The organism is Leifsonia sp. A12D58, assembly GCF_047530025.1.
Taxonomy (GTDB): Bacteria; Actinomycetota; Actinomycetes; order Actinomycetales; family Microbacteriaceae; genus Cryobacterium.
The window spans coordinates 265,861-286,921 of sequence record NZ_JBLJAT010000001.1 but is presented as its reverse complement, the minus strand read 5'-3'; the positions used below and the strand labels follow the sequence as shown (position 1 = coordinate 286,921).

General features: G+C 63.0%; 25 protein-coding genes. 8 read left to right on the top strand and 17 right to left on the bottom strand.

What is annotated here, in order from left to right:
• Positions 1-24: 24 nt before the first annotated feature.
• Complete coding sequence (locus ACMT3I_RS01480; RefSeq protein WP_414802668.1) at positions 25-849, top strand: aldo/keto reductase; 825 nt, start codon at positions 25-27, stop codon at positions 847-849.
• A 26-nt stretch (positions 850-875) separates the two neighbouring features.
• Here the strand turns inward: ACMT3I_RS01480 and ACMT3I_RS01475 are convergent, their stop codons facing one another.
• The 3 genes from ACMT3I_RS01475 to ACMT3I_RS01465 are packed head-to-tail and all read right to left on the bottom strand — an operon-like array spanning position 876 to position 3,007.
• Entirely contained in the window at positions 876-1,883 is a 1,008-nt protein-coding gene (locus tag ACMT3I_RS01475) for an aldo/keto reductase (protein ID WP_414802667.1), read from the bottom strand.
• Positions 1,884-1,927: 44 nt separating this feature from the next.
• The gene (locus ACMT3I_RS01470; protein ID WP_414802666.1) at positions 1,928-2,803 is read right to left on the bottom strand and encodes an alpha/beta fold hydrolase; all 876 of its coding nucleotides are present in this window, start codon (positions 2,801-2,803) and stop codon (positions 1,928-1,930) included.
• Between the two features lie 3 nt (positions 2,804-2,806).
• Positions 2,807-3,007 carry a hypothetical protein gene (locus ACMT3I_RS01465; protein ID WP_414802665.1) on the bottom strand — a complete coding sequence of 67 codons (201 nt, stop codon included), beginning with the start codon at positions 3,005-3,007 and terminating at the stop codon, positions 2,807-2,809.
• A 183-nt stretch (positions 3,008-3,190) separates the two neighbouring features.
• On the opposite strand from ACMT3I_RS01465, the gene ACMT3I_RS01460 reads away from it, so the two are divergent.
• Positions 3,191-4,357 carry an acyl-CoA dehydrogenase family protein gene (locus ACMT3I_RS01460; RefSeq protein WP_414803505.1) on the top strand — a complete coding sequence of 389 codons (1,167 nt, stop codon included), beginning with the start codon at positions 3,191-3,193 and terminating at the stop codon, positions 4,355-4,357.
• Between the two features lie 51 nt (positions 4,358-4,408).
• On the opposite strand, the gene ACMT3I_RS01455 is transcribed toward ACMT3I_RS01460, so the two are convergent.
• Complete coding sequence (locus ACMT3I_RS01455) at positions 4,409-4,654, bottom strand: hypothetical protein (RefSeq protein ID WP_414802664.1); 246 nt, start codon at positions 4,652-4,654, stop codon at positions 4,409-4,411.
• Between the two features lie 172 nt (positions 4,655-4,826).
• Between ACMT3I_RS01455 and ACMT3I_RS01450 the strand changes: the two genes are divergently transcribed.
• Both ACMT3I_RS01450 and ACMT3I_RS01445 read left to right on the top strand, forming a co-directional pair.
• Positions 4,827-4,949 carry a hypothetical protein gene (locus tag ACMT3I_RS01450; protein WP_414802663.1) on the top strand — a complete coding sequence of 41 codons (123 nt, stop codon included), beginning with the start codon at positions 4,827-4,829 and terminating at the stop codon, positions 4,947-4,949.
• Between the two features lie 82 nt (positions 4,950-5,031).
• The gene (locus ACMT3I_RS01445) at positions 5,032-5,946 is read left to right on the top strand and encodes a metal-dependent hydrolase (RefSeq protein ID WP_414802662.1); all 915 of its coding nucleotides are present in this window, start codon (positions 5,032-5,034) and stop codon (positions 5,944-5,946) included.
• A 29-nt stretch (positions 5,947-5,975) separates the two neighbouring features.
• On the opposite strand, the gene ACMT3I_RS01440 is transcribed toward ACMT3I_RS01445, so the two are convergent.
• Positions 5,976-6,773: an MIP/aquaporin family protein gene (locus ACMT3I_RS01440; RefSeq protein WP_414802661.1), complete on the bottom strand. Its 798-nt coding sequence runs from the start codon at positions 6,771-6,773 to the stop codon at positions 5,976-5,978.
• A 176-nt stretch (positions 6,774-6,949) separates the two neighbouring features.
• On the opposite strand from ACMT3I_RS01440, the gene ACMT3I_RS01435 reads away from it, so the two are divergent.
• The gene (locus ACMT3I_RS01435; RefSeq protein ID WP_414802660.1) at positions 6,950-7,471 is read left to right on the top strand and encodes a DUF1269 domain-containing protein; all 522 of its coding nucleotides are present in this window, start codon (positions 6,950-6,952) and stop codon (positions 7,469-7,471) included.
• A gap of 24 nt (positions 7,472-7,495) precedes the next feature.
• Here ACMT3I_RS01435 and ACMT3I_RS01430 read toward each other — a convergent pair whose 3' ends face one another.
• From ACMT3I_RS01430 to ACMT3I_RS01420, 3 genes are read right to left on the bottom strand one after another with little or no spacing between them, the layout of a single operon-like run.
• Positions 7,496-9,010, bottom strand: coding sequence for a pyridoxal phosphate-dependent decarboxylase family protein (locus ACMT3I_RS01430; RefSeq protein WP_414802659.1), 1,515 nt, complete (start codon positions 9,008-9,010; stop codon positions 7,496-7,498).
• Positions 9,003-10,391 carry an MFS transporter gene (locus ACMT3I_RS01425; protein ID WP_414802658.1) on the bottom strand — a complete coding sequence of 463 codons (1,389 nt, stop codon included), beginning with the start codon at positions 10,389-10,391 and terminating at the stop codon, positions 9,003-9,005. Before ACMT3I_RS01425 ends, ACMT3I_RS01430 begins: the two co-directional genes overlap by 8 nt.
• 46 nt (positions 10,392-10,437) lie before the next feature.
• Positions 10,438-10,893, bottom strand: coding sequence for a MarR family winged helix-turn-helix transcriptional regulator (locus ACMT3I_RS01420; protein WP_414802657.1), 456 nt, complete (start codon positions 10,891-10,893; stop codon positions 10,438-10,440).
• 141 nt (positions 10,894-11,034) lie between these two features.
• Here ACMT3I_RS01420 and ACMT3I_RS01415 point away from each other — a divergent pair, with 141 nt between their 5' ends.
• The gene (locus ACMT3I_RS01415) at positions 11,035-12,225 is read left to right on the top strand and encodes an MFS transporter (protein ID WP_414802656.1); all 1,191 of its coding nucleotides are present in this window, start codon (positions 11,035-11,037) and stop codon (positions 12,223-12,225) included.
• Positions 12,226-12,273: 48 nt separating this feature from the next.
• On the top strand, positions 12,274-13,107 hold the full coding sequence (locus ACMT3I_RS01410; protein ID WP_414802655.1) for an aldo/keto reductase: 834 nt from the start codon (positions 12,274-12,276) through the stop codon (positions 13,105-13,107).
• Between the two features lie 63 nt (positions 13,108-13,170).
• On the opposite strand, the gene ACMT3I_RS01405 is transcribed toward ACMT3I_RS01410, so the two are convergent.
• The 5 genes from ACMT3I_RS01405 to ACMT3I_RS01385 are packed head-to-tail and all read right to left on the bottom strand — an operon-like array spanning position 13,171 to position 18,364.
• Positions 13,171-13,950, bottom strand: coding sequence for an ABC transporter ATP-binding protein (locus ACMT3I_RS01405; protein WP_414802654.1), 780 nt, complete (start codon positions 13,948-13,950; stop codon positions 13,171-13,173).
• On the bottom strand, positions 13,950-14,837 hold the full coding sequence (locus ACMT3I_RS01400; protein WP_414802653.1) for an ABC transporter ATP-binding protein: 888 nt from the start codon (positions 14,835-14,837) through the stop codon (positions 13,950-13,952). Before ACMT3I_RS01400 ends, ACMT3I_RS01405 begins: the two co-directional genes overlap by 1 nt.
• Entirely contained in the window at positions 14,834-15,727 is an 894-nt protein-coding gene (locus tag ACMT3I_RS01395) for an ABC transporter permease (protein WP_414802652.1), read from the bottom strand. Before ACMT3I_RS01395 ends, ACMT3I_RS01400 begins: the two co-directional genes overlap by 4 nt.
• Positions 15,724-16,806, bottom strand: a complete 1,083-nt coding sequence (locus ACMT3I_RS01390) for an ABC transporter permease (protein ID WP_414802651.1) — start codon at positions 16,804-16,806, stop codon at positions 15,724-15,726. The genes ACMT3I_RS01395 and ACMT3I_RS01390 overlap by 4 nt, the downstream gene beginning before the upstream one ends.
• Positions 16,790-18,364 carry an ABC transporter substrate-binding protein gene (locus tag ACMT3I_RS01385; RefSeq protein ID WP_414802650.1) on the bottom strand — a complete coding sequence of 525 codons (1,575 nt, stop codon included), beginning with the start codon at positions 18,362-18,364 and terminating at the stop codon, positions 16,790-16,792. Before ACMT3I_RS01385 ends, ACMT3I_RS01390 begins: the two co-directional genes overlap by 17 nt.
• A 147-nt stretch (positions 18,365-18,511) precedes the next feature.
• Between ACMT3I_RS01385 and ACMT3I_RS01380 the strand changes: the two genes are divergently transcribed.
• Entirely contained in the window at positions 18,512-19,126 is a 615-nt protein-coding gene (locus ACMT3I_RS01380; protein WP_414802649.1) for an Lrp/AsnC family transcriptional regulator, read from the top strand.
• Here the strand turns inward: ACMT3I_RS01380 and ACMT3I_RS01375 are convergent.
• From ACMT3I_RS01375 to ACMT3I_RS01360, 4 genes are all read right to left on the bottom strand, one after another.
• Entirely contained in the window at positions 19,098-19,475 is a 378-nt protein-coding gene (locus ACMT3I_RS01375; protein WP_414802648.1) for a hypothetical protein, read from the bottom strand. The two genes, ACMT3I_RS01380 and ACMT3I_RS01375, sit on opposite strands and share 29 nt — an antisense overlap.
• 204 nt (positions 19,476-19,679) lie before the next feature.
• Positions 19,680-20,057: a fluoride efflux transporter CrcB gene (crcB, locus tag ACMT3I_RS01370; protein ID WP_414802647.1), complete on the bottom strand. Its 378-nt coding sequence runs from the start codon at positions 20,055-20,057 to the stop codon at positions 19,680-19,682.
• Complete coding sequence (locus ACMT3I_RS01365) at positions 20,054-20,536, bottom strand: fluoride efflux transporter FluC (RefSeq protein ID WP_414803504.1); 483 nt, start codon at positions 20,534-20,536, stop codon at positions 20,054-20,056. The genes crcB and ACMT3I_RS01365 overlap by 4 nt, the downstream gene beginning before the upstream one ends.
• The gene (locus tag ACMT3I_RS01360) at positions 20,536-21,054 is read right to left on the bottom strand and encodes a universal stress protein (RefSeq protein ID WP_414802646.1); all 519 of its coding nucleotides are present in this window, start codon (positions 21,052-21,054) and stop codon (positions 20,536-20,538) included. The genes ACMT3I_RS01365 and ACMT3I_RS01360 overlap by 1 nt, the downstream gene beginning before the upstream one ends.
• Positions 21,055-21,061: the final 7 nt, after the last annotated feature.

Here is a 21,061-nt window from a genome sequence, read left to right as displayed (position 1 = left end):
ACACTCGTAAGGCCAGGTAGTCACATGACCGCATCCCCACGTCTGCTCATGAACGACGGACACTCGATTCCCCAGATCGGTCTCGGTGTCTACAAGATCGCCGACGACCTGGCAGCGGATGCCGTCGAGGTCGCATTGAACGCCGGCTACCGTCACATCGACACCGCTGCCCTCTACGAGAACGAGGCCGGTGTGGGCGCTGGCGTCGCCAGGGTCGCGCTGCCCCGCGAAGAGGTCTTCGTCACCACCAAGGTCTGGAACAGCGATCACGGTTACGACGCCACCCTGCGCGCTTTCGACGACAGTTTGGCCAAGCTCGGCCTTGACTACGTCGACCTCTATCTCATCCACTGGCCTGCACCGAAGCAGGACCGCTACGTCGACACCTACCGCGCGCTCGAAACCCTGCGATCGGAAGGCCGGGCACGTTCGATTGGCGTGTCCAACTTCCACGCGCACCACCTCGACCGGCTACTCGCCGAGACCGATGTCGTGCCGGTCCTGAACCAGATAGAGCAGCACCCCTGGCTTCAGCAGTCAGAGATGCGCGCGTACGACGCCGCGCACAATATCCTCACCGAGGCGTGGTCTCCGCTGGCCCGCGGGCGAGCGATCGGCAATTCGCTTCTTGATGACATTGGTGCCCGCCACGGTAAGTCCGCAGCGCAGGTCGTCATCCGCTGGCACCTACAGCTCGGCACGATCGTCATTCCGAAGTCGGTCACGCCGTCCCGGATTCAGGACAACATCGACGTCTTCGACTTCGCGCTCACCGCAGATGAGATGCAGCTGATCGCTTCTCTCGACTCCGGTGAGCGCACGGGTAAAGACCCAGACGAACTCGGCTAGAAAGCCGCTCCTGAACCGGCTCCTCCCTACCAGCGAGGGTGGATGTCAGCCCTCAGCACGCGGTCATACAGCTCGCGCACGCCCTCGTTGAACGCGGCGCTCAGCCGGGGAACGGATCCCGCTGCAGCGTTCGCCTCGGCCTGGCTGGTCGAACGAGCGCCTGGGATGACCGAACTCACGCCGTCGAGCTGCGCAACCCACGCGAGTGCGGCCTGGGCAGGAGTGAGCTCGGGGTCTTCACGGGCGACAAGAGCCGAGAACTCCGCTGCGGCGGAGAGGCCGGTTTCGTAGTCGACACCGGAGAAGGTCTCCCCTACGTCGAAGTGGCTGCCGTCGCGGTTGAAGTTGCGGTGGTCGTTCTCGGCAAACGTCGTCTGCCTGGTGTACTTGCCCGTCAGCAGGCCGCTGGCCAGCGGAACACGGGCGATGATGCCGACCCCGGCCGCAGAGGCGGCGGACAGCACCTCATCGAGCGGCTTCTGCCTGAAGGCGTTCAGGATGATCTGCACGGTGGCGGTTCCGGGCCGCGCGATCGCCGCGAGCGCCTGGTCGCAGGTCTCAACGCTGAGTCCGTAGTTGGCGATGACACCTTCATCTACGAGGGTGTCGAGTGCGTCGTAGACCTCGCCTGATTCGACGACGACAGTCGGCGGGCAGTGCAGCTGCACCAGGTCGAGGGTCTGCGTGTCGAGGTTACGGCGGGAGCGTTCGGTCCAGGCCCTGAAATTCTCAAGCACGTAGTTCTCAGGGATCTGGTCGACCCTGCGACCCATCTTCGTCGCCACGGTGATCTCGACTCCGGGGGCGATGCTGCCGGCATGTCCGTGCAGGAAGTGCCCAATGATCTGCTCGCTGCGGCCGTCGCCATAGACGTCAGCTGTGTCGAAGAACGTGACGCCGGCTTCAACGGATGCGGCGAGCACGGCAACGGCATCCGCTTCAGAGACGTCTCCCCAGTCGGCGCCTAATTGCCAGGTGCCCAGTCCGATGACTGAGACAGTTCGACCGGTTCGTCCGAGGGTTCGTGTGTCCATTCGGCCAGCCTAGCGCCGGGGCTTCCGGGGCGCAGGCCGGGAATCTACGAGGTGTGTGGCAGGAGGGGTGTCTGTGCCGACTGCTCGGTTGAGGCGCTGACGGTATCCGAATTCACCGCTCGAGCGACGACGCGAGCAAGCCGCTTACGGATGATGTGGTCATTGGCTTCGACCCGATACATGGTGACGTTTCGCATCTGCTCGATGACTGTCATGGCGCCAGGCGGGATGAATGCATCAAGCGTGCCGTAGATGACGTCGACCGGAACCCGAAGGCTGGCGACGTCGCTCACCAGCGTCTGTGACTCGATGCAGTTCTTGAGCGACTTGACGAAGGGGTCCCAGGTCTTTTCGGACAACTCGAAAATTCCCTTGGGCAGCAGCCGCGACACGATGGCAGCATTGGCCAGCGTGAAATCTTTGTTGGCCCGCAGAAAATCGAACGCCTTCAAATAGGCGCTCACCCTGGCGCGAACCTTGGGATTGCCGATTTCGCTGGGCGCCAGATAGACGGGCGGCCCGACGAGGATCACGCGCCTCACCGTGTTGCGCTGGGTCGGCAGCGGTCGATATGAGGCGGCGAACCGACTCACGATGAGGCTGCCGAGTGAGTGGCCGACGAGCGTGAACGGCTCCTTCAGCTTCAACGACCTGATTGTCGCGGCGAGCGCATCGACATGGTCTTCGAGCCTGTATTCGCAGTCCACGGGCGCCGGGGATTCCCCGAAGCCCAGAATGTCGACAGCAATCACCCGATGATTCGCGGTGAGCAGTGGAATGACCTCGACGAACGTCACCGATGATGAGGCGATGCCATGCACCAGGATGACGACAGGCCCCTGGCCATCATCGGTTGCGATGTGCAGGAGTGGCGGGCGCGTTCGATCGAATCGTGCTGTGAACTCCGCCCACCAACTCATACGTTAGTTATCGTCGCGCAGCTTCTCTTTGGCGTCGTTCTTGGCCTTGGTGCTGTCGCGCTCGGCTTCGGCCTTCTTCACGTTGGCGTCTGCCTTGGCTTCGTCGATCTTGTCGCCGATGCGCTCCTTGGCATCCTCGACCGTGCGTCCGATCTTCTTGCCGGTTGCGTCGAGCGTCTCTTTAGCGTCGTCTGCGAATCCCATGGTTTCTCCTTCGACTACTGGTTGAACAAAGTGGGTCCCTGTGGGGTCCCACTTTCGACCATACGGTGGTGATCCCGCCGACGACGGGATTGCCATCCGACTCCCAGCGATCACCCAGAAAGCCTGTCGAGGGTGTCGACGCGCACGCGCGCGGCTGCCTAGTCTGGTGGGGTGAATGATTCGATGATCACCCTGCCAACGCCGGATCCGCTGCTCAACGATGCCCTGCTCGAGCGCATCAGGGATCGCGCTGCCGGGTACGACCGCGACAATGCCTTCTTCACCGAAGACCTCGATGATTTGGCCGCTGTCGGCTACTTGCGGGCTCTGGTACCGCTGGAATTCGGTGGCCTCGGGCTCAGCCTGCAGCAGGTCAGCCGCGAGCAGATTCGCCTGGCCGGCGCCGCACCGGCGACCGCACTAGCCGTGAACATGCACCTTGTTTGGACGGGCGTCGCCAAAGCCCTGCACGACAGGGGCGACACCGCACTGTCATTCCTGCTGCACGAAGCGGGGCGCGGCGAGATCTTCGGATTCGGCGTCAGCGAACCAGGCAACGACCTCGTACTGTTCGGATCGAGAACGGAAGCCGCGCCGCAGCCAGACGGCGGCTACCGGTACACGGGCACCAAGATCTTCACCTCGCTCTCCCCCGCCTGGACAAAACTCGGCACGATGGGGCTCGACACCACCTCGCCGGATGCTCCCCAGATCATCTGGGGATTCATCGATCGAAGCGAGGCTGGCGTCAGCCAGAAGGACGATTGGGACACCCTCGGTATGCGGGCCAGCCAGAGCCAGAGCACCGTGCTGACCGGCGCGTATGCCAGGCCGGATCGGGTCTTCCGTAAGCTGCCGCCTGGGCCGAATGCCGATCCACTCATCTTCGGTATCTTTGCGACATTCGAAATCCTGCTGGCGTCGGTGTACACCGGCATCGGGAAACGTGCACTCGAACTGGGGATCGAAGCGGCTTCCAGGCGCACGTCGATGAAGAACGACGGCCGTCCGCTGTCGCAGGATCCCGACATCCGCTGGCGCATCGCTGATGCCGCCATGGCGATGGACGGCATCTACCCGCAGATCGATGCACTCGCACACGACGTCGACACGCTGACCGACCACGGTTCGCAGTGGTTCCCGCAGCTGGCCGGCCTCAAGCACCGCGCAACCGAGAACGCCCGATATGTCGTTGATCAGGCACTCCGGGTCAGCGGCGGTTCGTCGTACTTTGCGGGAAGCGAACTCGGCAGGCTGTACCGCGACGTGCTTGCCGGCATCTTCCACCCGTCGGACGCCGAGTCGGCGCACGCGACTGTCGCGTCTGCCTGGCTCGGACCACTCGACTAGCAGGCCGCTGTCCGCGGCCTGCTCGTCGAGGATACCTGTCAGGAATGCAGGTCAGTTCGGAACGCTGGTCTCGTCATCGCTGTTGTCTTCTTCAACGAAACGATACGGAACCGGCTCTTCGTTGTCGCTGTCCTTCGCCTTGCGAAACACTCGCGTGATCGTGTCGTCGCCTTCCGTCGTGGAAAACTGCACGAATTCCTGCTGCTTGCCGTCAACATATTGCAGGTCCATCTCCTGGCCTGCAGCAATGACATTCGGCCCGTACAGAATGGCCCGATAGGTGGATTCGCTGCTCATGGTCTCCGACCTTTCCGTGGATAACGCCGCTCCGCCGTCGGAGTGGCCCGCCATCGTTAGCCTACGAGAGCGACGGCACAAGGGACAGGGTGTCTTCACGATGCTGGTTTTGGCAGGAAGCCAAGTATGGTCAGGGATAGCGGGCCATTAGGCCCCGAAGGAAGGAACACTGATGTCTGACAAATCACCGCGCAAAGACGCATCGAAGAAGACTGCCGATCGTTCACTGAAAGAAAAGCGGGCCGACAAGAAGGCCAAGTCGAACGAAACGTCAGAGAAGGCCAGAAAGAGCTAATACTTCTTTTCCTCGAAACTGACGGAGGTGTTGCCCCGGCCTTGCGCCCGGACAACACCTCCGTGTTGGTTAACCTAGGTTGATGACCATCCCCCTCAGCGACACCCAGGTGACGTACCCCACCGGATCCCTCACCGCGACGGCGCAGGAGCTCCACATCGAAGCGCTCCCCGACGATCGACGCGCTGTGCTTCTCGACGTCACCAGCGCTCACCCGGTAGATGCCGGATGGCCGGACCAGGGCCCAGACCGCGCGGTCCTGCGTGTCGGAGAGACCGAGATCCCCCTCGTCGACTGCATCGTGGGCGCCACCGATGGCACCGCCCTGTATATCGGAGCCGATATCCCTGTCGCAAAGGGCACAGACGGTTGGGCATTTGTCGTCGCCCACATCATCGACCGCGCGCCGACCAACGGCAGTGGCGATGCCCTGACCGAGGGCTGCAGTGTCGACGTCATCGTGGACGCGTCATACCGTCGGCTCGTCTCTGCAGGGCACACCGGCTGCCACGCAGCATCCCTCGCCCTCAATCTCGCTGTCGCCGACCGCTGGAAGAAAGAGGTGCGCACCGATTCCCTGGGCACTCCCGATTTCGACGGGCTCGCCATCGATGTCTCGCTGATTCACGAGAACGGATCGACAGACACATACCGGCTCGGCAAGTCCCTGCGCAAGAAGGGTTTCATGACCGAGGGACTGGTGGCCGGGTCATCCGCTGAACTGACCGACATCGAAAACCGGCTCAACGCGACACTCGCCGAGTGGGTCGCAGCTGATGCCGCCGTGCACATCGACATCGACGGCCCCGGTCTCACCGACCGGCGCTACTGGGTCTGTGACCTGCCGGCGGGAAGCGCGCGCATCCCGTGCGGCGGCACCCACCTGGCTTCTCTCGGTGAGCTCGGCCAGGCATCCGTTGCCCTTGCTCTCGCTGAGACCGATGGCACACTGATCCTGACGATGGAGACCACCGTCAACGCCGTCGCCGTGGCCTAGCCGTTCTTCCACTGAGCTCGCACTCAGGACTAATCGTCCACCGCGACTTCGGTGAAGAGCGCGCCCTGTGCCGCAGCCGATCCTGAGCGCCCGCCACCCCTGCCGCGAAGTACGAAGGCGATGCCGACCGCGACCACTGCGCCAAGCAGCGGTCCGGCCACGTATACCCAATAGTCGGTGAAGTCAGCGCTGGCGAGATCGGGTCCGAACGTACGAGCCGGGTTCATCGAGGTGCCAGAGATCGGGCTGCCCCAGAGGCCAGCCAGCGCGATGTATGCACCGACGCCAAATGCCCCGAAGAGCCCCACGTTCTGGGCACCCGATGCAGTGCCGAGGATGACGCTGACCAGGCCGAGGGTCAGCAGTGCCTCCATGCCGAACGCCGCCCATACCGAGTGATCCGCAGCCGGGTAGTTTGAACCGTAACTGGCCGAGACGCCGATGATTGCCTTCAAGAGCAAACCGGCAAGCGTCGCCCCGATGAGCTGAACCACGATGTAGCCAGGGACACGGCGCCAGGGGAAGTCACCGCGCAGAGCAAATGCAATGCTGACAGCGGGATTGAGGTGAGCTCCTGAGACCTTGCCCATGAACAGGATGATGCCGAGCACCATGAGTCCTGGCGCGACCACTGCCGCAGTGCGCGAGATCGCGCCGGGGAAGGCCTGGCTCATCATCCCTCCGCCGGCCGCGACGATCACGAGCAGGAATGTGCCGTAGAACTCAGAAAACAGTCGTCGCCACTCCTGGCTCGGATCATTGAAGTTCTCGATGCGATTGATAACGCTCGCAGGAATCGCCACGCCCGCTGTCGTCTTGGAGTCCACTGCCGCTCCCTCCCCAGTCGGATGCGCCATCCACCCTCACGATCGAACGATACTCTCCCGCCTGCCAGGGGCAACGGGCTTCAGCGCTAGCGCCCTTGTCCCCCGATGCGCTCCGGGTGAGAGTGGGACCACGCCTCGACGCCGAATGTCGGGGCACGAGAGAGAAGAGCATACGCATGGCTGACCTGATTGTTATTGCATTCGACACCGAATCCCAGGCGGAGGGCGCGTACGAAAAAATCCAGGCGCTACAGGACGATTTGATCGTCGAGCTGGCCGGACTGGCCCTGGTCACGGTTGACGAAGACGGCAAGACACACGTGCACACGCCGGGTGATGCCACGAATGTCGGGCTCGGGCTGGCCGGTGGCGCGCTGTTCGGCACAGTAATCGGGTTGTTGTTCCTGGTGCCTTTTGTCGGGCTGATCACCGGAGGAATCCTGGGCGGCCTTGTCGCTGGGCTCGATCGCACAAGCATCAACAGCGAGTTTCGCAAGCGCGTTCAGGAAGCGGTCTCTGCCGGCAAGTCAGCTGTCGTGATCTACGCCACGAAGATCACCGAAGACAAGTTCACTGCAGCGCTCGCTCCCTTCGGCGGCGAAGTCGTCAAGACGTCGCTCTCTGAAGAAGACGAGAAGGCATTCACCGAGAGCCTCGAGTCGAACGGCGCTGCGGCTCAGGATTCTACGGCGCAATAACTCGGCAGCATCCGGTTTCAGGTCTCAGTGCTGAGGCTCGGCCAGCCGCGCCAGCAACTCGACAAGCAGTCGCTCGGTGAGCGGCGCGGGCAGGGCTTCCATCACAGCGAGCAAGGGTGCGAGGTGCTCTGGCAGCGCATCTGCCCCGTCGGCGCCGATGCCGAGGCTTGCGAGAATCTCGAACGCCTGCTCTGAGGTGAGCACCTGCTCGCCGGCCAGAATGGCGGCCGGAAGCTCAGGCAGCGCAGGGAGCAGGCGCACCGGATCGACGGCGGGCTCGCCCCTCACATCGTCGGCGGCCTGCACGAGCGCCCCGATCAGATCGGTGAGCACCGACTCGGTGACCGGGGTGACGGTGAGGTGTGCCGTGTGCTGAAGCCGGACACCATCCGACTGGGTCAAACCCGGCTGCTGCTGCACGAGCCAGCCGAGCTGTCGCATCCGGTCGGCGAGGTGATGCGGGTCGACGCGGCTGGTAAGCGGCGCACTCTCATCGGTGGCGATCGCGAAGAGTGGGCCGATCGGTGAGCCGACGATGCGCAGCCCCTCGATGGCATCCGCCGCGGTGACCAACGCCTCGGTCGACCGCTTGCATGACTGGCTGAGTGCAGCGAAGCCGTCATCGCCGAGGCGCTGGATGATCGCCCACCCGGCAGCGAGGGCTCCGGCCGATTTCGAGCCGAGCATCGTCGGGTTGACCACCGGGTATCCGGGCCAGCGTTTGGTCGCGAAGTACTGGTGGCGCTGCCTGTCCCTGCCACGCTGCAGCAGAACAGAGACGCCCTTGGGCGCGTAGCCGAACTTGTGCAGGTCGGCCGAGATGCTGGTGACGCCGGCAATCGCGAAGTCCCATGCAGGCAAGTCGCTCCCCCACCACGGCAATACCCAACCGCCGATGCAGGCGTCGACGTGACAGGAGAGCCCGGCAATGGATGCCGCTGTCGCGACCGCTTCGACCGGGTCGAGGTTCGCAAACGGGTACGACGGTGCAGAGACGACGACAAGGGCGACATCCGCTCCGAAGCGGAGGATCAGCTCGTTGGCATCCAGCTGACCGTCGGTGTCGACGGGGACAAGCTCGAGGTCAAGCCCGAAGTAGTGCGCCGCCTTGTGGAATGCCGCGTGCACGGTAACCGGCGCGAGAAGACGCGGAGTCCCGGTGCCGCCGTTGGCGCGCCAGAGGTCCCTGGCTGTCTTGACGGCGAGCAGGCAACTCTCGGTGCCACCGGATGTGACGGTGCCGACGATGGTGGTGTCTGCGGTGGCGCCGGCACCCGATGTCGCGTCACCATGCAGTATCCGGCGAGCAAACCCGATGACGTCGCGCTCCATCGCCGCGACCGATGGAAATGTCGTCGGATCAAGCCCGTTGACCGGCTGCATGGTCCGGATCGCCTGCGCGGCCAGCTCGTCGAGCTCCGCCAGACCCGAGTCGTACACATACGAGAGCACGTGGCCACCGTGCGTCGGAGCATCCATTGTGCGAAGCTCGCTCAACCGAGCGAGGATCTGTTCTGACTGTTTGGTCAACTCAACCATGAAGGGCCTCCTGGGTTGTAACTGATTGGTCGATGTCGCTCTTGCGCAGGCGATAGCGGGACAGCGTGATGAGGCTGATCACCATGACGGCTGCGGGAACGAGGCTGAAGCTGATCACGATGCCGGCCACGGCACTCGCGGTCTGCTCCACTGTTTCGCCCGCGACGCGCTCGACGTAGCCGGTGAGCGCAAGCACCACTGTGAGAGCGGTCGCCCCGAATGCCATGCCTGCAGTCTCACCCGCCGTCCAGACACCACCGAAGATGCCGGCGTTGCCTGAGCCGTTGGCCTGGGCGTCGTGTGAGATGACGTCGGGCAGCATGGCCATCGGCAGCGACTGCAAGCCGGCATAGGCCGCCCCGGCCAGCGCGACAGGACCGTAGATCCACGCACCGGGCGCCCACAGCTGCCCGACGAGCGCGAGGGCCGCGATGCCGAAGAGCACGCTGGCAATCTGAAATGCGCGCTCCTTGCCGATGTGCCTGGCGATCACTCCCCAGATCGGTGCACAGAGCAAGGCCGGCGCGATCAGGGCGACAAAGAGCAAGGTGACGGCATCCTCCGAGTGCAACACCCAGGTCGCCACGTACTGGGCGCCGGCGAGCATGATGCCGGTGGCCAGTCCCTGCAGGACGAACGTGGCAAGCAGTACACGGAACGGCTGGCTCCGCTTCAGCGCCCTGACACCGTTGAGGTATCCGTTGCTCCAGCGCTCACGTGGCGCGGCTGGCTGGTTCGGACTCGCGGTCGACAAGACAGTGCGCGGGGCGACGGATGCCGAGATCAGCATCCCGACACTGATGACGATGCCGGCGACCACCGCCATCAGCAGGTATCCGACGCGGGCGTCTGAGCTGAGGCTTCGAAGCAGCGGTCCCCCGGCACCGAACAGCAGGATCGCGAAGGCAAGCACCACCACCCGCCAGGTGAGCAAGCGGGTGCGGTCGTTGTAGTCGCCGGTGAGTTCGGCGGGCAGAGCGATGTATGGCACCTGGAACAAGCTGAACGCCGTGGCGCAGAGCAGGAACGCGAGGCACACCCAGAGCGAGGCAGCAACCTGGTCCACGGCGGCCGGCACCGCGAATGTCAGGATGAAGAAGATCGGCAGCAGCGAACCGCCCAGCAGCATGAACCGCTTGCGTGAGCCTGTCGCGGCCAGGCTTTGGTCGCTGCGGGTGCCGATGATGGGGTCGATGACGACATCCCAGACCTTGGCCAGGGTCACGACAAGTCCGGCGGCGAGCGCTGTGATGCCGAGAGTGTCTGTCAGGTAGTAGACCAGCACCAGGCCGGGCAGCGTGGCGAAACCGCCGGTACCGAGCGAACCGATCGCGTACGCGGCAATTGTCTTGCGCGGGAGGGTCTGCACCGTTGCATCCATGCAGTGAGCATAGAGCTTTCGTCGCCTGCGCTACCCGAAGGCGCGGTTAGTTTGTGGGCACGGCCAACAGCTCGGGAAGGGACTCGACGAGGGGCGCGAGTTCGGGAACCTCTCGCGCTTCGGCCAACGCACGCTCGAGCGTCGCATCGTGGATCGGCCTGGCCTTCTCGAGTAACTCGCTGCCGGCCACCGTCAGCTCGGTATAGATGCCACGGCGATCGTCTGCACAGAGGATGCGAGTGAGCAGCCCCCTGTCTTCGAGTCGCGTCACGAGGCGGGTCGTCGCGCTCGCGCTCAGGGCGCTGGCGTGCGCGAGCTGCTGCATGCGCATGTGCCAGCCGTCCTGGCGGCTCAGCGCATCAAGCACGGTGTACTCGACGACTGAAAGCTGAACCGAGTTTTGGAGCGCGCGCTCAAGCTCGGTCTCGATAAGACCGTGCAGCGCGGCGAGCGTTCGCCATCCCCTGGTGCGAATCTCGACGGCGTCGTCGGCGATACCCATCTGTTTCTCCTGTCAGTCGTAACTAGTTGCTTGCGCGGTATAGTTGCGTGTGCAATGATTTATCCAGCGCCTGCAACTACAAGCGTAAGCACAAACTTGGTTTCTGCCTAGCCCGCACCTGTATATCCCTGGAGAATTCGCATGCCACTTGGCCTCATCGCCCTCGCAGTCGGAGGGTTCGGAATCGGACTCACCGAATTTGTCATCATGGGGCTGCTCCCCGAAATCGCTACCGACTTCGCGGTCACTGAGGCAGCCGCCGGCTGGCTCATCACCGGCTACGCGCTCAGTGTCGCCGTGGGGGCGCTCGTCATCACGGCAGCTGTCACCCGGCTCCCCCGCAAGCCCGTCCTTCTCGCTCTGATGGTGCTGTTCATCATCGGCAACCTGCTCTCAGCCACTGCCGCCGACTACCCGTCGATGATGATCGGACGCATTGTCGCCGCTCTCTGCCACGGCGCATTCTTTGGCATCGGTTCTGTCGTTGCGGCAAGCCTCGTCGCGCCAGAGAAGAAGGCCGGCGCCATCGCGATCATGTTCACCGGCCTCACCGCCGCGAACGTTCTCGGCGTCCCGTTCGGCACATTCCTCGGCCAGAGCTTCGGCTGGCGCTCGACCTTCGTCGCGATCACCATCATCGGCGTCATCGCCCTCATCGGCCTCATCGCGTTCATCCCGCGTACTCCTCGGTCAGCAGCGGATGTCTCCGGCGGGCTGATAGCAGAATTGCGCGCGTTCCGCTCCGGTCAGGTCTGGCTCTCGCTTCTTCTGACGATCTTCGGATACGGCGGAATCTTTGGCGCATTCACCTATATCGCCTTCACGCTCACCGAGGTGACCGGCTTTGCCAGCACCAGCGTGCCGTGGTTGCTCATCCTGCTCGGCGTCGGCCTCTTCATCGGCAACGTGCTCGGCGGCAAGGCAGCTGACCGTGGTGTCGACCGTGCGCTGGCCGTCATCCTGATCGGCCTCATCCTTGTTCTCGTCGTCTTCGCCCTCACCGCGCACAGCCCCATCATGACGATCGCATCACTCTTTTTGATGGGCGGCTTCGGTTTCGCGACAGTGCCAGGGCTGCAGCTGCGCACCATGACGTACGGCGGTACAGCCCCGACGCTGGCCTCAAGTGCCAACATCGCCGCGTTCAACCTCGGCAATGCGCTCGGCGCCGGCATCGGCGGCCTCACCATCAGCGCGGGCCTCGGCTACACCTCGCCCATCTGGGCCGGCGCGCTGATCACCCTGATCGCCCTGGTCCTGCTGAGCGGCGCAATGCTGGTCGCCAGGCGACGCACTGCGCCGGCAACAGATCTGGTCGACGTTGGCGCCTGACCTTCCTCGCTCTTCACATCGCACCACACCGCACCACAAGGAGAAATCATGACAAGCACCGCCATCCCCACCATCACGCTAAACAACGGCGTCGAGATTCCGCAGATCGGTTTCGGCGTCTTCCAGGTCGGCGATGCCGAAACGACGACTGCCGTCGCCGAAGCCCTTGCTGCCGGCTACCGCAGCATCGATACCGCCACCATCTATGGCAACGAGGCAGGTACCGGTCGCGCACTGGCGACCTCGGGCATCAGCCGCGACGAGCTGTTCATCACCACCAAGCTGTGGAACTCCGATCAGGGCTACGAGAAGACTCTGGCCGCGTTTGACGCCAGCCTCGCAACTCTCGGGCTCGACTACCTCGACCTGTACTTGATTCATTGGCCAGCCCCCGCGAACAAGCTATTCGTCGAGTCGTGGCGCGCACTCGAGAAGCTATACGCTGACGGTCGCGTGCGGGCAATCGGCGTCTCAAATTTCCTGCCAGAGCAGCTTGACGAGCTTCTCGCTGCCGCGACAGTCGTGCCGGCCATCAACCAGGTCGAACTGCACCCCGCTCTCCAGCAGCATGAGACTGCGGCTTACAACCGCGCTCACGGCATCGCGACGGAGGCCTGGAGCCCGCTTGCCCAAGGCGCGATGCTCAGCGACGAGACGATCACCGCGATCGCCGCGCGCCTCGGTCGCACGCCGGCCCAGGTCATCCTGCGCTGGCACCTGCAGCAGGACCGCATCATCATCCCCAAGTCGGTGACGCCGTCGCGCATCCGTGAGAACCTCGACATCCTTGACTTCACGCTGACGGATGCCGACCTCACGGCCATCGACGCTCTGGAGCGAGAGGGCCGCACCGGTCCGCACCCGGCCGAGTTCAACGGCTAAGGGGAGAACAACAGGGAGGGGAGGGCAGCCACGCGGCTGTCCTCCCTCCCTGTTCTTTCGAGACTAACCAGGCAGAATGCCGAGGCCGTCGACCTTCGGAATGGATGCAAGCAGCTGCTGCGTGTATGGCTGCTGCGGGTTCGACCAGATCTCGTCGACCTTGCCTGATTCGACGATCGAACCGTGGCTCATGACAGCTACGTCGTCGGCGATCACGCGCACGACTGACAGGTCATGACTGATGAACAGCAGCGACGCCCCGGTTTCCAGCGATAACCGGCGCATCAGACCGGCCACCTTTGCCTGCAGCGATGCGTCGAGTGACGCGATCGGCTCGTCGCCGACCAGCAGCTCTGGGCCGGCAGCGATCGCCCTCGCGATAGCGATGCGCTGACGCTGACCTCCGGAGAACTGGTGCGGAAAGCGGTCGCGAGCAGAAGCATCCAGTTCGACGTGATCGAGCAGGTCTGGCACCGTCCACGCGGAGCTGTCCGGGTTGACGCGCAGGCCGTCTTCGATCTGACGACCGATCGTGCGGCGCGGGTTGAGTGACGCGTACGGGTTCTGAAACACCATCTGAATACGCAACTGCGCCTTGTCACGTTTGTGCATCCCGAGCTTCTTCACCGGAATGCCGTTGAACTCGATAGATCCGCCAGCCAGACCTTCGAGTCCGCAGATGGCCTTCGCCAGAGTGGACTTGCCGCAGCCTGATTCGCCGACCAGCCCGAGAACCTGCCGCTTGCCAAGGCTCAGACTGACGTCGTTGACCGCGACGAGACGCTGGCGTCCCGGCTGCTTGTACGTCACCCTGGCCCGATCGATCGTGAGCAATTCGGGCATTATGCCTCCACCGTGTTGTCGAGGAGCAGCGCGTCGATGCGCGTGACTCCGTGCGAACCGTCAGCCTGCGGCAGCGCGTCGATGAGCGCTTTCGTATATGGATCCTGCGGCGCCGTGATCACCTGGAACCGATCGCCGTGTTCGACGATCTCCCCGTTTCTCATAACGGCGATAGTGTCGGCCAGAGCCGACATCACTCCGAGGTCATGGGTAACGAGCAGGATCGCGAGGCCGAGGTCGTCGCACAGCTCACGCAGCAGCCTGAGCACGCCGGCCTGCACCGTGACGTCCAATGCTGTCGTCGGCTCGTCAGCGATGAGCACATTCGGGTTGCACATGATCGCGGATGCGATGGCGATGCGTTGCAGCTGACCGCCAGAGAACTGGTGCGGATACTTCTTGAGTGCAGCCCGCGGATCGGGAACCTTCACCTGTTCGAGCACGGTGAACGCGCGCTCGATGGCGTCCTTCTTCGATAGCCCGGTGTGGTGCCGCAGGTGATCGGTAAGCTGCGTCTGGATCGAGAGCATCGGGTGCAGGCTCGCTGTCGGATCCTGGAACACCATGGCGATCTCCGTGCCGCGCAAGTCGTTGAGCCCCCGCTGCGACAGATCGAGCAGGTTGGTTCCTCGATAGTCGATGCGACCGCCCAGCTGCGCCTGCGGCGGTTGCAGCCCGCAGATCGTCATCCCGGTCATGGTCTTGCCCGAGCCGGACTCGCCAGCCAGGCCGGTGATCTGACCGGCCGGGATGTCCAGGTCGATTCCGCGCAGGATGTGCTTCGCGTTCTCTCCCCTGCCGAGAGTCATGGTCAGTCCGGAGATCGAGATTCCGGTCTTCACGCCAGCGCTGGTGCTGGTGCTGGTGCTGGTGCTGGTGCTGGTCACAGTGCGCGTCCCTTCACTGCGTCGGCGGTTCGCGGGTCGAGCGAGTCGCGCAGTGCGTCGCCCAGGAAGTTGAAGGCCAGCACGACAGTCAGGATGGCCAGGCCAGGGAAGACCGAGATCCACCATGACGAGAACTGTTGGACGCCGTCCGAAACCATGGCTCCCCAGTCCGGCGTCGGCGGAACCGCGCCAAGTCCGAGGAACGAGAGTCCGGCTAGTAGCAGGATCGCCGTGCCGACGTCGAGCGTCGCGAGCACCACGACCGGTGCGATGACGTTCGGCAGGATGTCCTTGGCAAGCGACACGAACGGCCCGTTGCCCAGCAGCCGCCCGGCGACGACATATTCAGACCGGGATGCCACGACGACCAGCGAACGCGTCACGCGTGAATACGCCGGCCACGACACGATGAGCATTGCGATCACCGCATTGGTCAGACTCGGGCCGAGCGATGCAGAAATGACCATGGCCAGGATGATCGTTGGGAACGCAAAGACGAGGTCGGCGATCCGCATGATGGTCTCATCCGCTACCTTGCCGAAGTATCCGGCAATGGCGCCGAGCACCGTACCGACGACCATCGATGAGACGACGAGTAGCAGCGGGAGCAGAATCGACACCCGTGCCCCAGCGAGCACCCGAGAGAACACGTCGCGTCCGAGTTGGTCTGTACCGAACCAGTGCTCGGCACTCGGCGGTTGCAGACGCTCGAAGTCCTGGGCCAGAGGGCCGGCAGGGCTGATCATCGGCGACAGCAGCGCAAGCAGCAGCCAGACAACGATGATCGTCGCCCCGGTCACGGCGAGCGGATCGCGGGCACCCTTCGGGAAGCGGAACCTGCGGCGTGCCTGCGTGGTGAGGATGTCCGGTTGGAGCGCTATCTGGCTCATGCTGCCCTCACTCTCGGGTCAATGAATCCATAGGCGATGTCGACCAGGAAGTTGAGACCGATGTAGACGATGCCGACGACGAGACCGACGCCCATGATGGCGGGCAGGTCAAGCTTGGTCGCCGACGAGAACGCGTATTCACCCAGGCCATGCCACGAGTAGACCTTCTCGACGAGAACGGTCCCGCTCAGGAGCGAGCCGAACGCGATGCCGAGCACAGTGATGATGGGCACGAGTGCGCCACGCAACACATAGCGCAACATCACCGTCGGGCTACTGAGCCCCTTGGCCCTGGCGCCCTTGACGTACTCGGAATCAAGCACCTCAAGAATTGCCGAACGAGCGAACCGCGTCAGCAGACCGATCGTGTACAGAGCCAGCACCGATGCCGGAAGCACCAGGTGATAGACCGCATCAAAGAATGTCGACCACTGGCCGGCGATTAACGAGTCGACCGTGTACATGCCGGTGACGTGCGGCGGTGCAATGGCAGTCGGGTCGAGTCGTCCTGAACCGGGGAACAGTCGAAGCTGGAAGAAGAAGATGTAGTAGACGAGCAGGGCCATCCAGAAGGTGGGCACCGACAGCCCGATGAGGCTGACGACACGGATGATCTGGTCGACGAAGGTGCGCTGGCGAAGTGCGGCCCACAGGCCAAGACCGATGCCGATGATCGCCGAGATGAGGATTGCCCCCACGGCGAGTTCGATTGTCGCGGGGAACGCGCGACCGAGTTCTTCGGCAACCGGCTGTCTGGTTTGCGTCGATGTGCCGAGGTCACCCTGAATCAGATTGCCCAGGTAGGTGAAGTACTGCACGGGCAACGACTTGTCGAGTCCGGCGTCGGCGCGGAACTGTGCGACGATCTCCGGGTTCGCCGCCGCCTGTTCGCCCAGGGCAGCCTGCACGGGATCGGCCGGAACCAGGTTGGTGAGTACGAACGTCACCAGAGTGACGCCGAGGATGAGGAGGGCAGTGATGCCGAGCCGGATCATGAGGTAACGCGCCAGCGGGGGGATCCCCGCTGACGCGTTACCTGCAACCGCTGGCGCGGCAGTGATGCTATTTGATTCCGGCAAGATCAATCGTCCAGACGGGGTTGAGGCTGACCGAGGTGATGCTCGGCGACGTCACGACATTCTGAGCCGGCTGCAGCAGCGGAACGAAGGGTCCCGTTGCATTCTGTGCCTTCTGCAGGTCGGCGTATGCGGCCTGACGAGCCTCGGTTCCGACTGCTGCATGAGCCGCTGCAGCGAGGTCGGTCACCGTTGCATCGGAGCCTGCCGCCCAGCCCGCACGCAGGCCGACGAGTTCACCCGGGGTGAATACGAGGTAATTCGACGGGTCGGGGAAGTCGGGGCCCCAGTACCAGAGACCGATGGTCTCCGTTCCGTTGCGGTACGCGTCGAGCTCAGTGGCAACGGGCGCCGGAGCGAGGACGATGTTGATGCCGACCTCGGCGAGCTGAGCCTGGACTGATTCCGCGACGCTCTGCAGCGACAGGCCCTGAACAGTGATGTCGTTGGGAAAGTTGAGCGAAACGGGGTCACCCTTATAACCGGACGCGGCCAACGATGCCTTCGCAGCAGCGACATCGCGCTGGTTTCCCTCAGATGCGTCGAGTGCTCCGACGAACAGCGATGGGATGAATCCACCCGGCTGAACCGAACCGTCACCGGCGAGCGACACGATCTTGTCGTAATCGATGCCCTGCTTGACTGCTGCAAGGAAGTCGGGGTTGCTGGTGACGTCGCTGACGTTCTTGTCCTGGTTGAGCAGCAGGAAGATCATGTAGCGCGATGCGTTGCTGATCACTGTGACATCTGAACCGTCGAGCTCTGAAACCTGGTCGGGGTTCAGATCAAGGGCGACCTGCGATTCACCGGCCTGGATGTTGAGCTTCTGGGTCGGGCCCTGCACGTTGCGCAGCACAACGCGGTCGTAGCCGGGCGCTTCGCCTGCGTAATTCGGGTTCTTGGTCAGCACGACCTGCGATGCTGCGTCGAATGACTCGAGCATGTACGGGCCTGAGCCGGCAGATTCGGTGTTGAGGAACGACTCTGCGTCGTCGTCTGCATCGGTGGTTCCACCGTTTTCAGTGACGATCTTCTCGCTCAGCACACCGAGTGCCGGGTTCGGGAGAATGTAAGGAAGCGCCGGGTTCGGCTCTGCGGATGTCAGGGTCAGCGTGGTGTCGCTGGTCTTCTCAACGGTGACACCGTCGAGCAGGAATGACGGGTTTCCCTTGATGCCCTGCACGCGCTCCAGGGAGAACACTGCATCGTCGACGGTGACCTCTGAACCGTCTGAGAAGGTGTGGTCACCATCGATCGTGAGGGTCAGGACCGTGTTGTCTGCATTCATTTCGTAACTTGCGATGCCATCGACCGGCTGCGTGACGTCATCACCGTCGAATGTCAGCAGGGTCTCGTAGAGAGCCTTGGCGACGATGGACCCAGTAGTTTCATACTGACGGCTTGGGTCGGCGGTCTTCAGGTCAAAGGATGCGTCGACGACGACGGACTTCGCGCTTGACCCCGATTCCGTGCTCTGTGAGCTGCTGCATGCAGTGAACGTGAGCGCAGCTACGGTCGCGAGACCAACGACTGTCGCGACACGGCGTGTGGGTGACAACACGGAGTGTTCTCCTAACGGGGGATGGATTGTTAGCTTGAAATTACTGGGATTGTCGATCAAGTGTCAATGTCACCGGAGATATGCAGGACAAACTGATGACAAATTGACCATCGGCGGCATATTATCTCTACCGAGCCGACTGGCTGCATGATTCGATGGACAAAAGGGGCGCCACAGATGGACCTTGATGAGACTCATGTACGAATGCTCGAGATGTTACGAGACAACGGACGGATCTCCATCGCCACTCTGGCTGAGGAATTGGGCATCTCTCGCTCGAACGCATACACCCGCTACGAATCGCTGGTGCGCTCGGGAGTGATCCGCGGCGTACACGCCGATATTGACCCAGCGGCCGTTGGGCTGAACGTCGCTGCAATGGTGTTCGTCACTGTCCGCCAGAGCCAGTGGGCCGACTTCCGCAGCCGCCTGTCAAGCCTCGATGAACTCGAGTACTTCACGGTCATGACAGGCGAGCACGACGCGATGCTTGTCGTCCGGGCCTCCGGGGTCTCGGCCATCCACAATCTGGTTGCGACCAGGCTCGCCCAGTGGCCATCCATCAAAGCCACCGTGACCGTCTTCCTCATGGACGAGGAACGCTCACACGTGTCACTTCGAATGCCCGTCGATTCAAGCGACACCCTGCGACAGTCGGGTGAGCGCTACGGCATGACCCGGTTCGTCCGAACCAGCGACGAACGCGCACAGAGCGCACACGCTGCGCAGGTTGCTAAGCGCGCACCTCGCGGCACACGCTGACTTCTGGGGTTCCGTTCGGGCCCTCAAAGTTCTCAGTCAGCAGCAACGTTCCGTCTGCGGCGGTTGAGATGACCGAGGTCGCCGGGCCTGATGTCGTGGCTCCGTTGATGCCCAGGTGCACGAAGTTGATCGTGACGGTGTCGCTCTCGCGGTAGCCGGAGAAGCGGCCGATCACAACGGTGTCGCCGTCGTAGGACCCCCAGATGACGCCATCCTGCTCGAAGTAGTGGAAACGGGATGGGCTCGTGGCGTCGACCACGCTTGCTGTCGACGAGACCATCACAAATACCCTGTCGTTGAGGCTCTCGTAGCCGGTAATTGATGGGGCTGATGTGACGTCGGTGCTCATAGGCACTCACTGTTTCAGGCACGCGAACCGCGCGTCAACTTCGCGGCAATAAGTCCTTCTGATGGGCTCCCAACTGCCCGCAGCTTGGACATTTTGTGCGTGTCCCACGAAGGTGGGGAGACAATTCAATCGGTGATAACAATTCACCTTATGAATCATCCGCTTATGCCCGCATTTCTCGGACACCTGATCAAATACTCGTCGTCAGACCAAACCGCCGAGCCAGAGCCCGAGCATCGCAGCAGCGACGCAGCCGATGAGCATCCCGATGCCGCTCCCCAGAGCATGCCCATACCGGCGCTGTCTCATCAGCTGAACTGTCTCGTAGCTCGCGGTGCTGAAGGTCGTATATCCGCCGAGGAAGCCCGTGCCGATCACAATGTTCAAGTCGGTCGGCAGCACCCGGGCGATGGTCAATCCGGTGATGAAGCCAAGCACCAGGGATCCGGAGATATTGATGATCGTCGTCGCCCATGGATAAGCGGTCTTCAGATTGGCACGAATCAGGCCATCGACGAGAAAACGCACGCTGGCACCGACACCGCCGGCAAGGGCGAGCAGGATGAAGATCAGCGGATTCATGAGTGCGCTCCGCTCGCCGACTGGGTGCCGGATGCGGCCGCGGCCTGATGCGTCGCCTTGTAGCGGTCATTCGCCCGTGCTGCGATGAAGATTCCGAACAATGTGGCAAGTGCGCCGAGCACGACGGTACCGAGCGAGTACACCAGTGCAATGCCCCAGTCTCCGTGCGAGTTCAGTACTGCGGTGTCGGTCGCCAGGGAACTGTATGTGGTGAAACCACCGCAGAATCCGGTGCCGATCAATAACTTCATCGTCGACACCGTCGGGTCGCCTGACGGGCGCCGAGTGAGAATCTCGTAGAGGTAACCGAGGAAGAAAGCGCCAACTATGTTGATGATGGCGATCGCGATGGGAACGCCCCCCACCGATGGGATTAACAGAGACACCCCTTCACGACAGGCTGCACCCACCGCACCGCCGGCAGCGACAAGGCCGATCGATCTCCACTTGAGGTGACTTGGGCGCCCGCCGCCCGCCATCAGGCTGACTCCCATGGCATCCGCGACTCGGCTCCGGGAGCCCGCGAAGGCACGACGACCACGGGGCGCAGTTGAGTGTGGGCCAGCTGGATTGCAATCGACCTGTTGAAGAATTCCTGGACGCCACCGCTGAACGAGCGATCATGGGTGCCGACGACGATCATCGATGCGTTCACCGTGTCGGCCAGATGGCCAAGAGCCGTCGGAACATCGCCGACCAGAACACGGGTGCTCCAGTCGACGTGAGTGTCAGTCAGCACTGTCGACAGGGTTTCGGCCAGCTCACGATCGAACTCCACTTCCCTATTGTCGGCAAAGTCCGGATCGATCGGCGATGAAACCACAGAGCCATCTGCTGACTCCGAGACCACGAACCGTCCGGGGTTCACGTGCGCACAGATCAGCGAGGTGTCGAACTCTGCAGCAAAGCGCGCCGCCTGAATGACAATTCTGGCTGGTTGCCCCGGCGCAACCCCCACAACTACTGGCGGCTTGTGAACCTCTGCGTGATCGGCCATGTCTGGA

What these genes read in the sequence shown, in the direction of transcription:
- ACMT3I_RS01480 (WP_414802668.1), top strand. Translation starts at nt 25, where the DNA reads ATGACCGCATCCCCACGTCTGCTCATGAACGACGGACACTCGATTCCC.
- ACMT3I_RS01475 (WP_414802667.1), bottom strand. Translation starts at nt 1,883, where the DNA reads ATGGACACACGAACCCTCGGACGAACCGGTCGAACTGTCTCAGTCATC.
- ACMT3I_RS01470 (WP_414802666.1), bottom strand. Translation starts at nt 2,803, where the DNA reads ATGAGTTGGTGGGCGGAGTTCACAGCACGATTCGATCGAACGCGCCCG.
- ACMT3I_RS01465 (WP_414802665.1), bottom strand. Translation starts at nt 3,007, where the DNA reads ATGGGATTCGCAGACGACGCTAAAGAGACGCTCGACGCAACCGGCAAG.
- ACMT3I_RS01460 (WP_414803505.1), top strand. Translation starts at nt 3,191, where the DNA reads ATGATCACCCTGCCAACGCCGGATCCGCTGCTCAACGATGCCCTGCTC.
- ACMT3I_RS01455 (WP_414802664.1), bottom strand. Translation starts at nt 4,654, where the DNA reads ATGAGCAGCGAATCCACCTATCGGGCCATTCTGTACGGGCCGAATGTC.
- ACMT3I_RS01450 (WP_414802663.1), top strand. Translation starts at nt 4,827, where the DNA reads ATGTCTGACAAATCACCGCGCAAAGACGCATCGAAGAAGACTGCCGAT.
- ACMT3I_RS01445 (WP_414802662.1), top strand. Translation starts at nt 5,032, where the DNA reads ATGACCATCCCCCTCAGCGACACCCAGGTGACGTACCCCACCGGATCC.
- ACMT3I_RS01435 (WP_414802660.1), top strand. Translation starts at nt 6,950, where the DNA reads ATGGCTGACCTGATTGTTATTGCATTCGACACCGAATCCCAGGCGGAG.
- ACMT3I_RS01430 (WP_414802659.1), bottom strand. Translation starts at nt 9,010, where the DNA reads ATGGTTGAGTTGACCAAACAGTCAGAACAGATCCTCGCTCGGTTGAGC.
- ACMT3I_RS01425 (WP_414802658.1), bottom strand. Translation starts at nt 10,391, where the DNA reads ATGGATGCAACGGTGCAGACCCTCCCGCGCAAGACAATTGCCGCGTAC.
- ACMT3I_RS01420 (WP_414802657.1), bottom strand. Translation starts at nt 10,893, where the DNA reads ATGGGTATCGCCGACGACGCCGTCGAGATTCGCACCAGGGGATGGCGA.
- ACMT3I_RS01415 (WP_414802656.1), top strand. Translation starts at nt 11,035, where the DNA reads ATGCCACTTGGCCTCATCGCCCTCGCAGTCGGAGGGTTCGGAATCGGA.
- ACMT3I_RS01410 (WP_414802655.1), top strand. Translation starts at nt 12,274, where the DNA reads ATGACAAGCACCGCCATCCCCACCATCACGCTAAACAACGGCGTCGAG.
- ACMT3I_RS01405 (WP_414802654.1), bottom strand. Translation starts at nt 13,950, where the DNA reads ATGCCCGAATTGCTCACGATCGATCGGGCCAGGGTGACGTACAAGCAG.
- ACMT3I_RS01395 (WP_414802652.1), bottom strand. Translation starts at nt 15,727, where the DNA reads ATGAGCCAGATAGCGCTCCAACCGGACATCCTCACCACGCAGGCACGC.
- ACMT3I_RS01380 (WP_414802649.1), top strand. Translation starts at nt 18,512, where the DNA reads ATGATTCGATGGACAAAAGGGGCGCCACAGATGGACCTTGATGAGACT.
- ACMT3I_RS01375 (WP_414802648.1), bottom strand. Translation starts at nt 19,475, where the DNA reads ATGAGCACCGACGTCACATCAGCCCCATCAATTACCGGCTACGAGAGC.
- crcB (WP_414802647.1), bottom strand. Translation starts at nt 20,057, where the DNA reads ATGAATCCGCTGATCTTCATCCTGCTCGCCCTTGCCGGCGGTGTCGGT.
- ACMT3I_RS01365 (WP_414803504.1), bottom strand. Translation starts at nt 20,536, where the DNA reads ATGGCGGGCGGCGGGCGCCCAAGTCACCTCAAGTGGAGATCGATCGGC.
- ACMT3I_RS01360 (WP_414802646.1), bottom strand. Translation starts at nt 21,054, where the DNA reads ATGGCCGATCACGCAGAGGTTCACAAGCCGCCAGTAGTTGTGGGGGTT.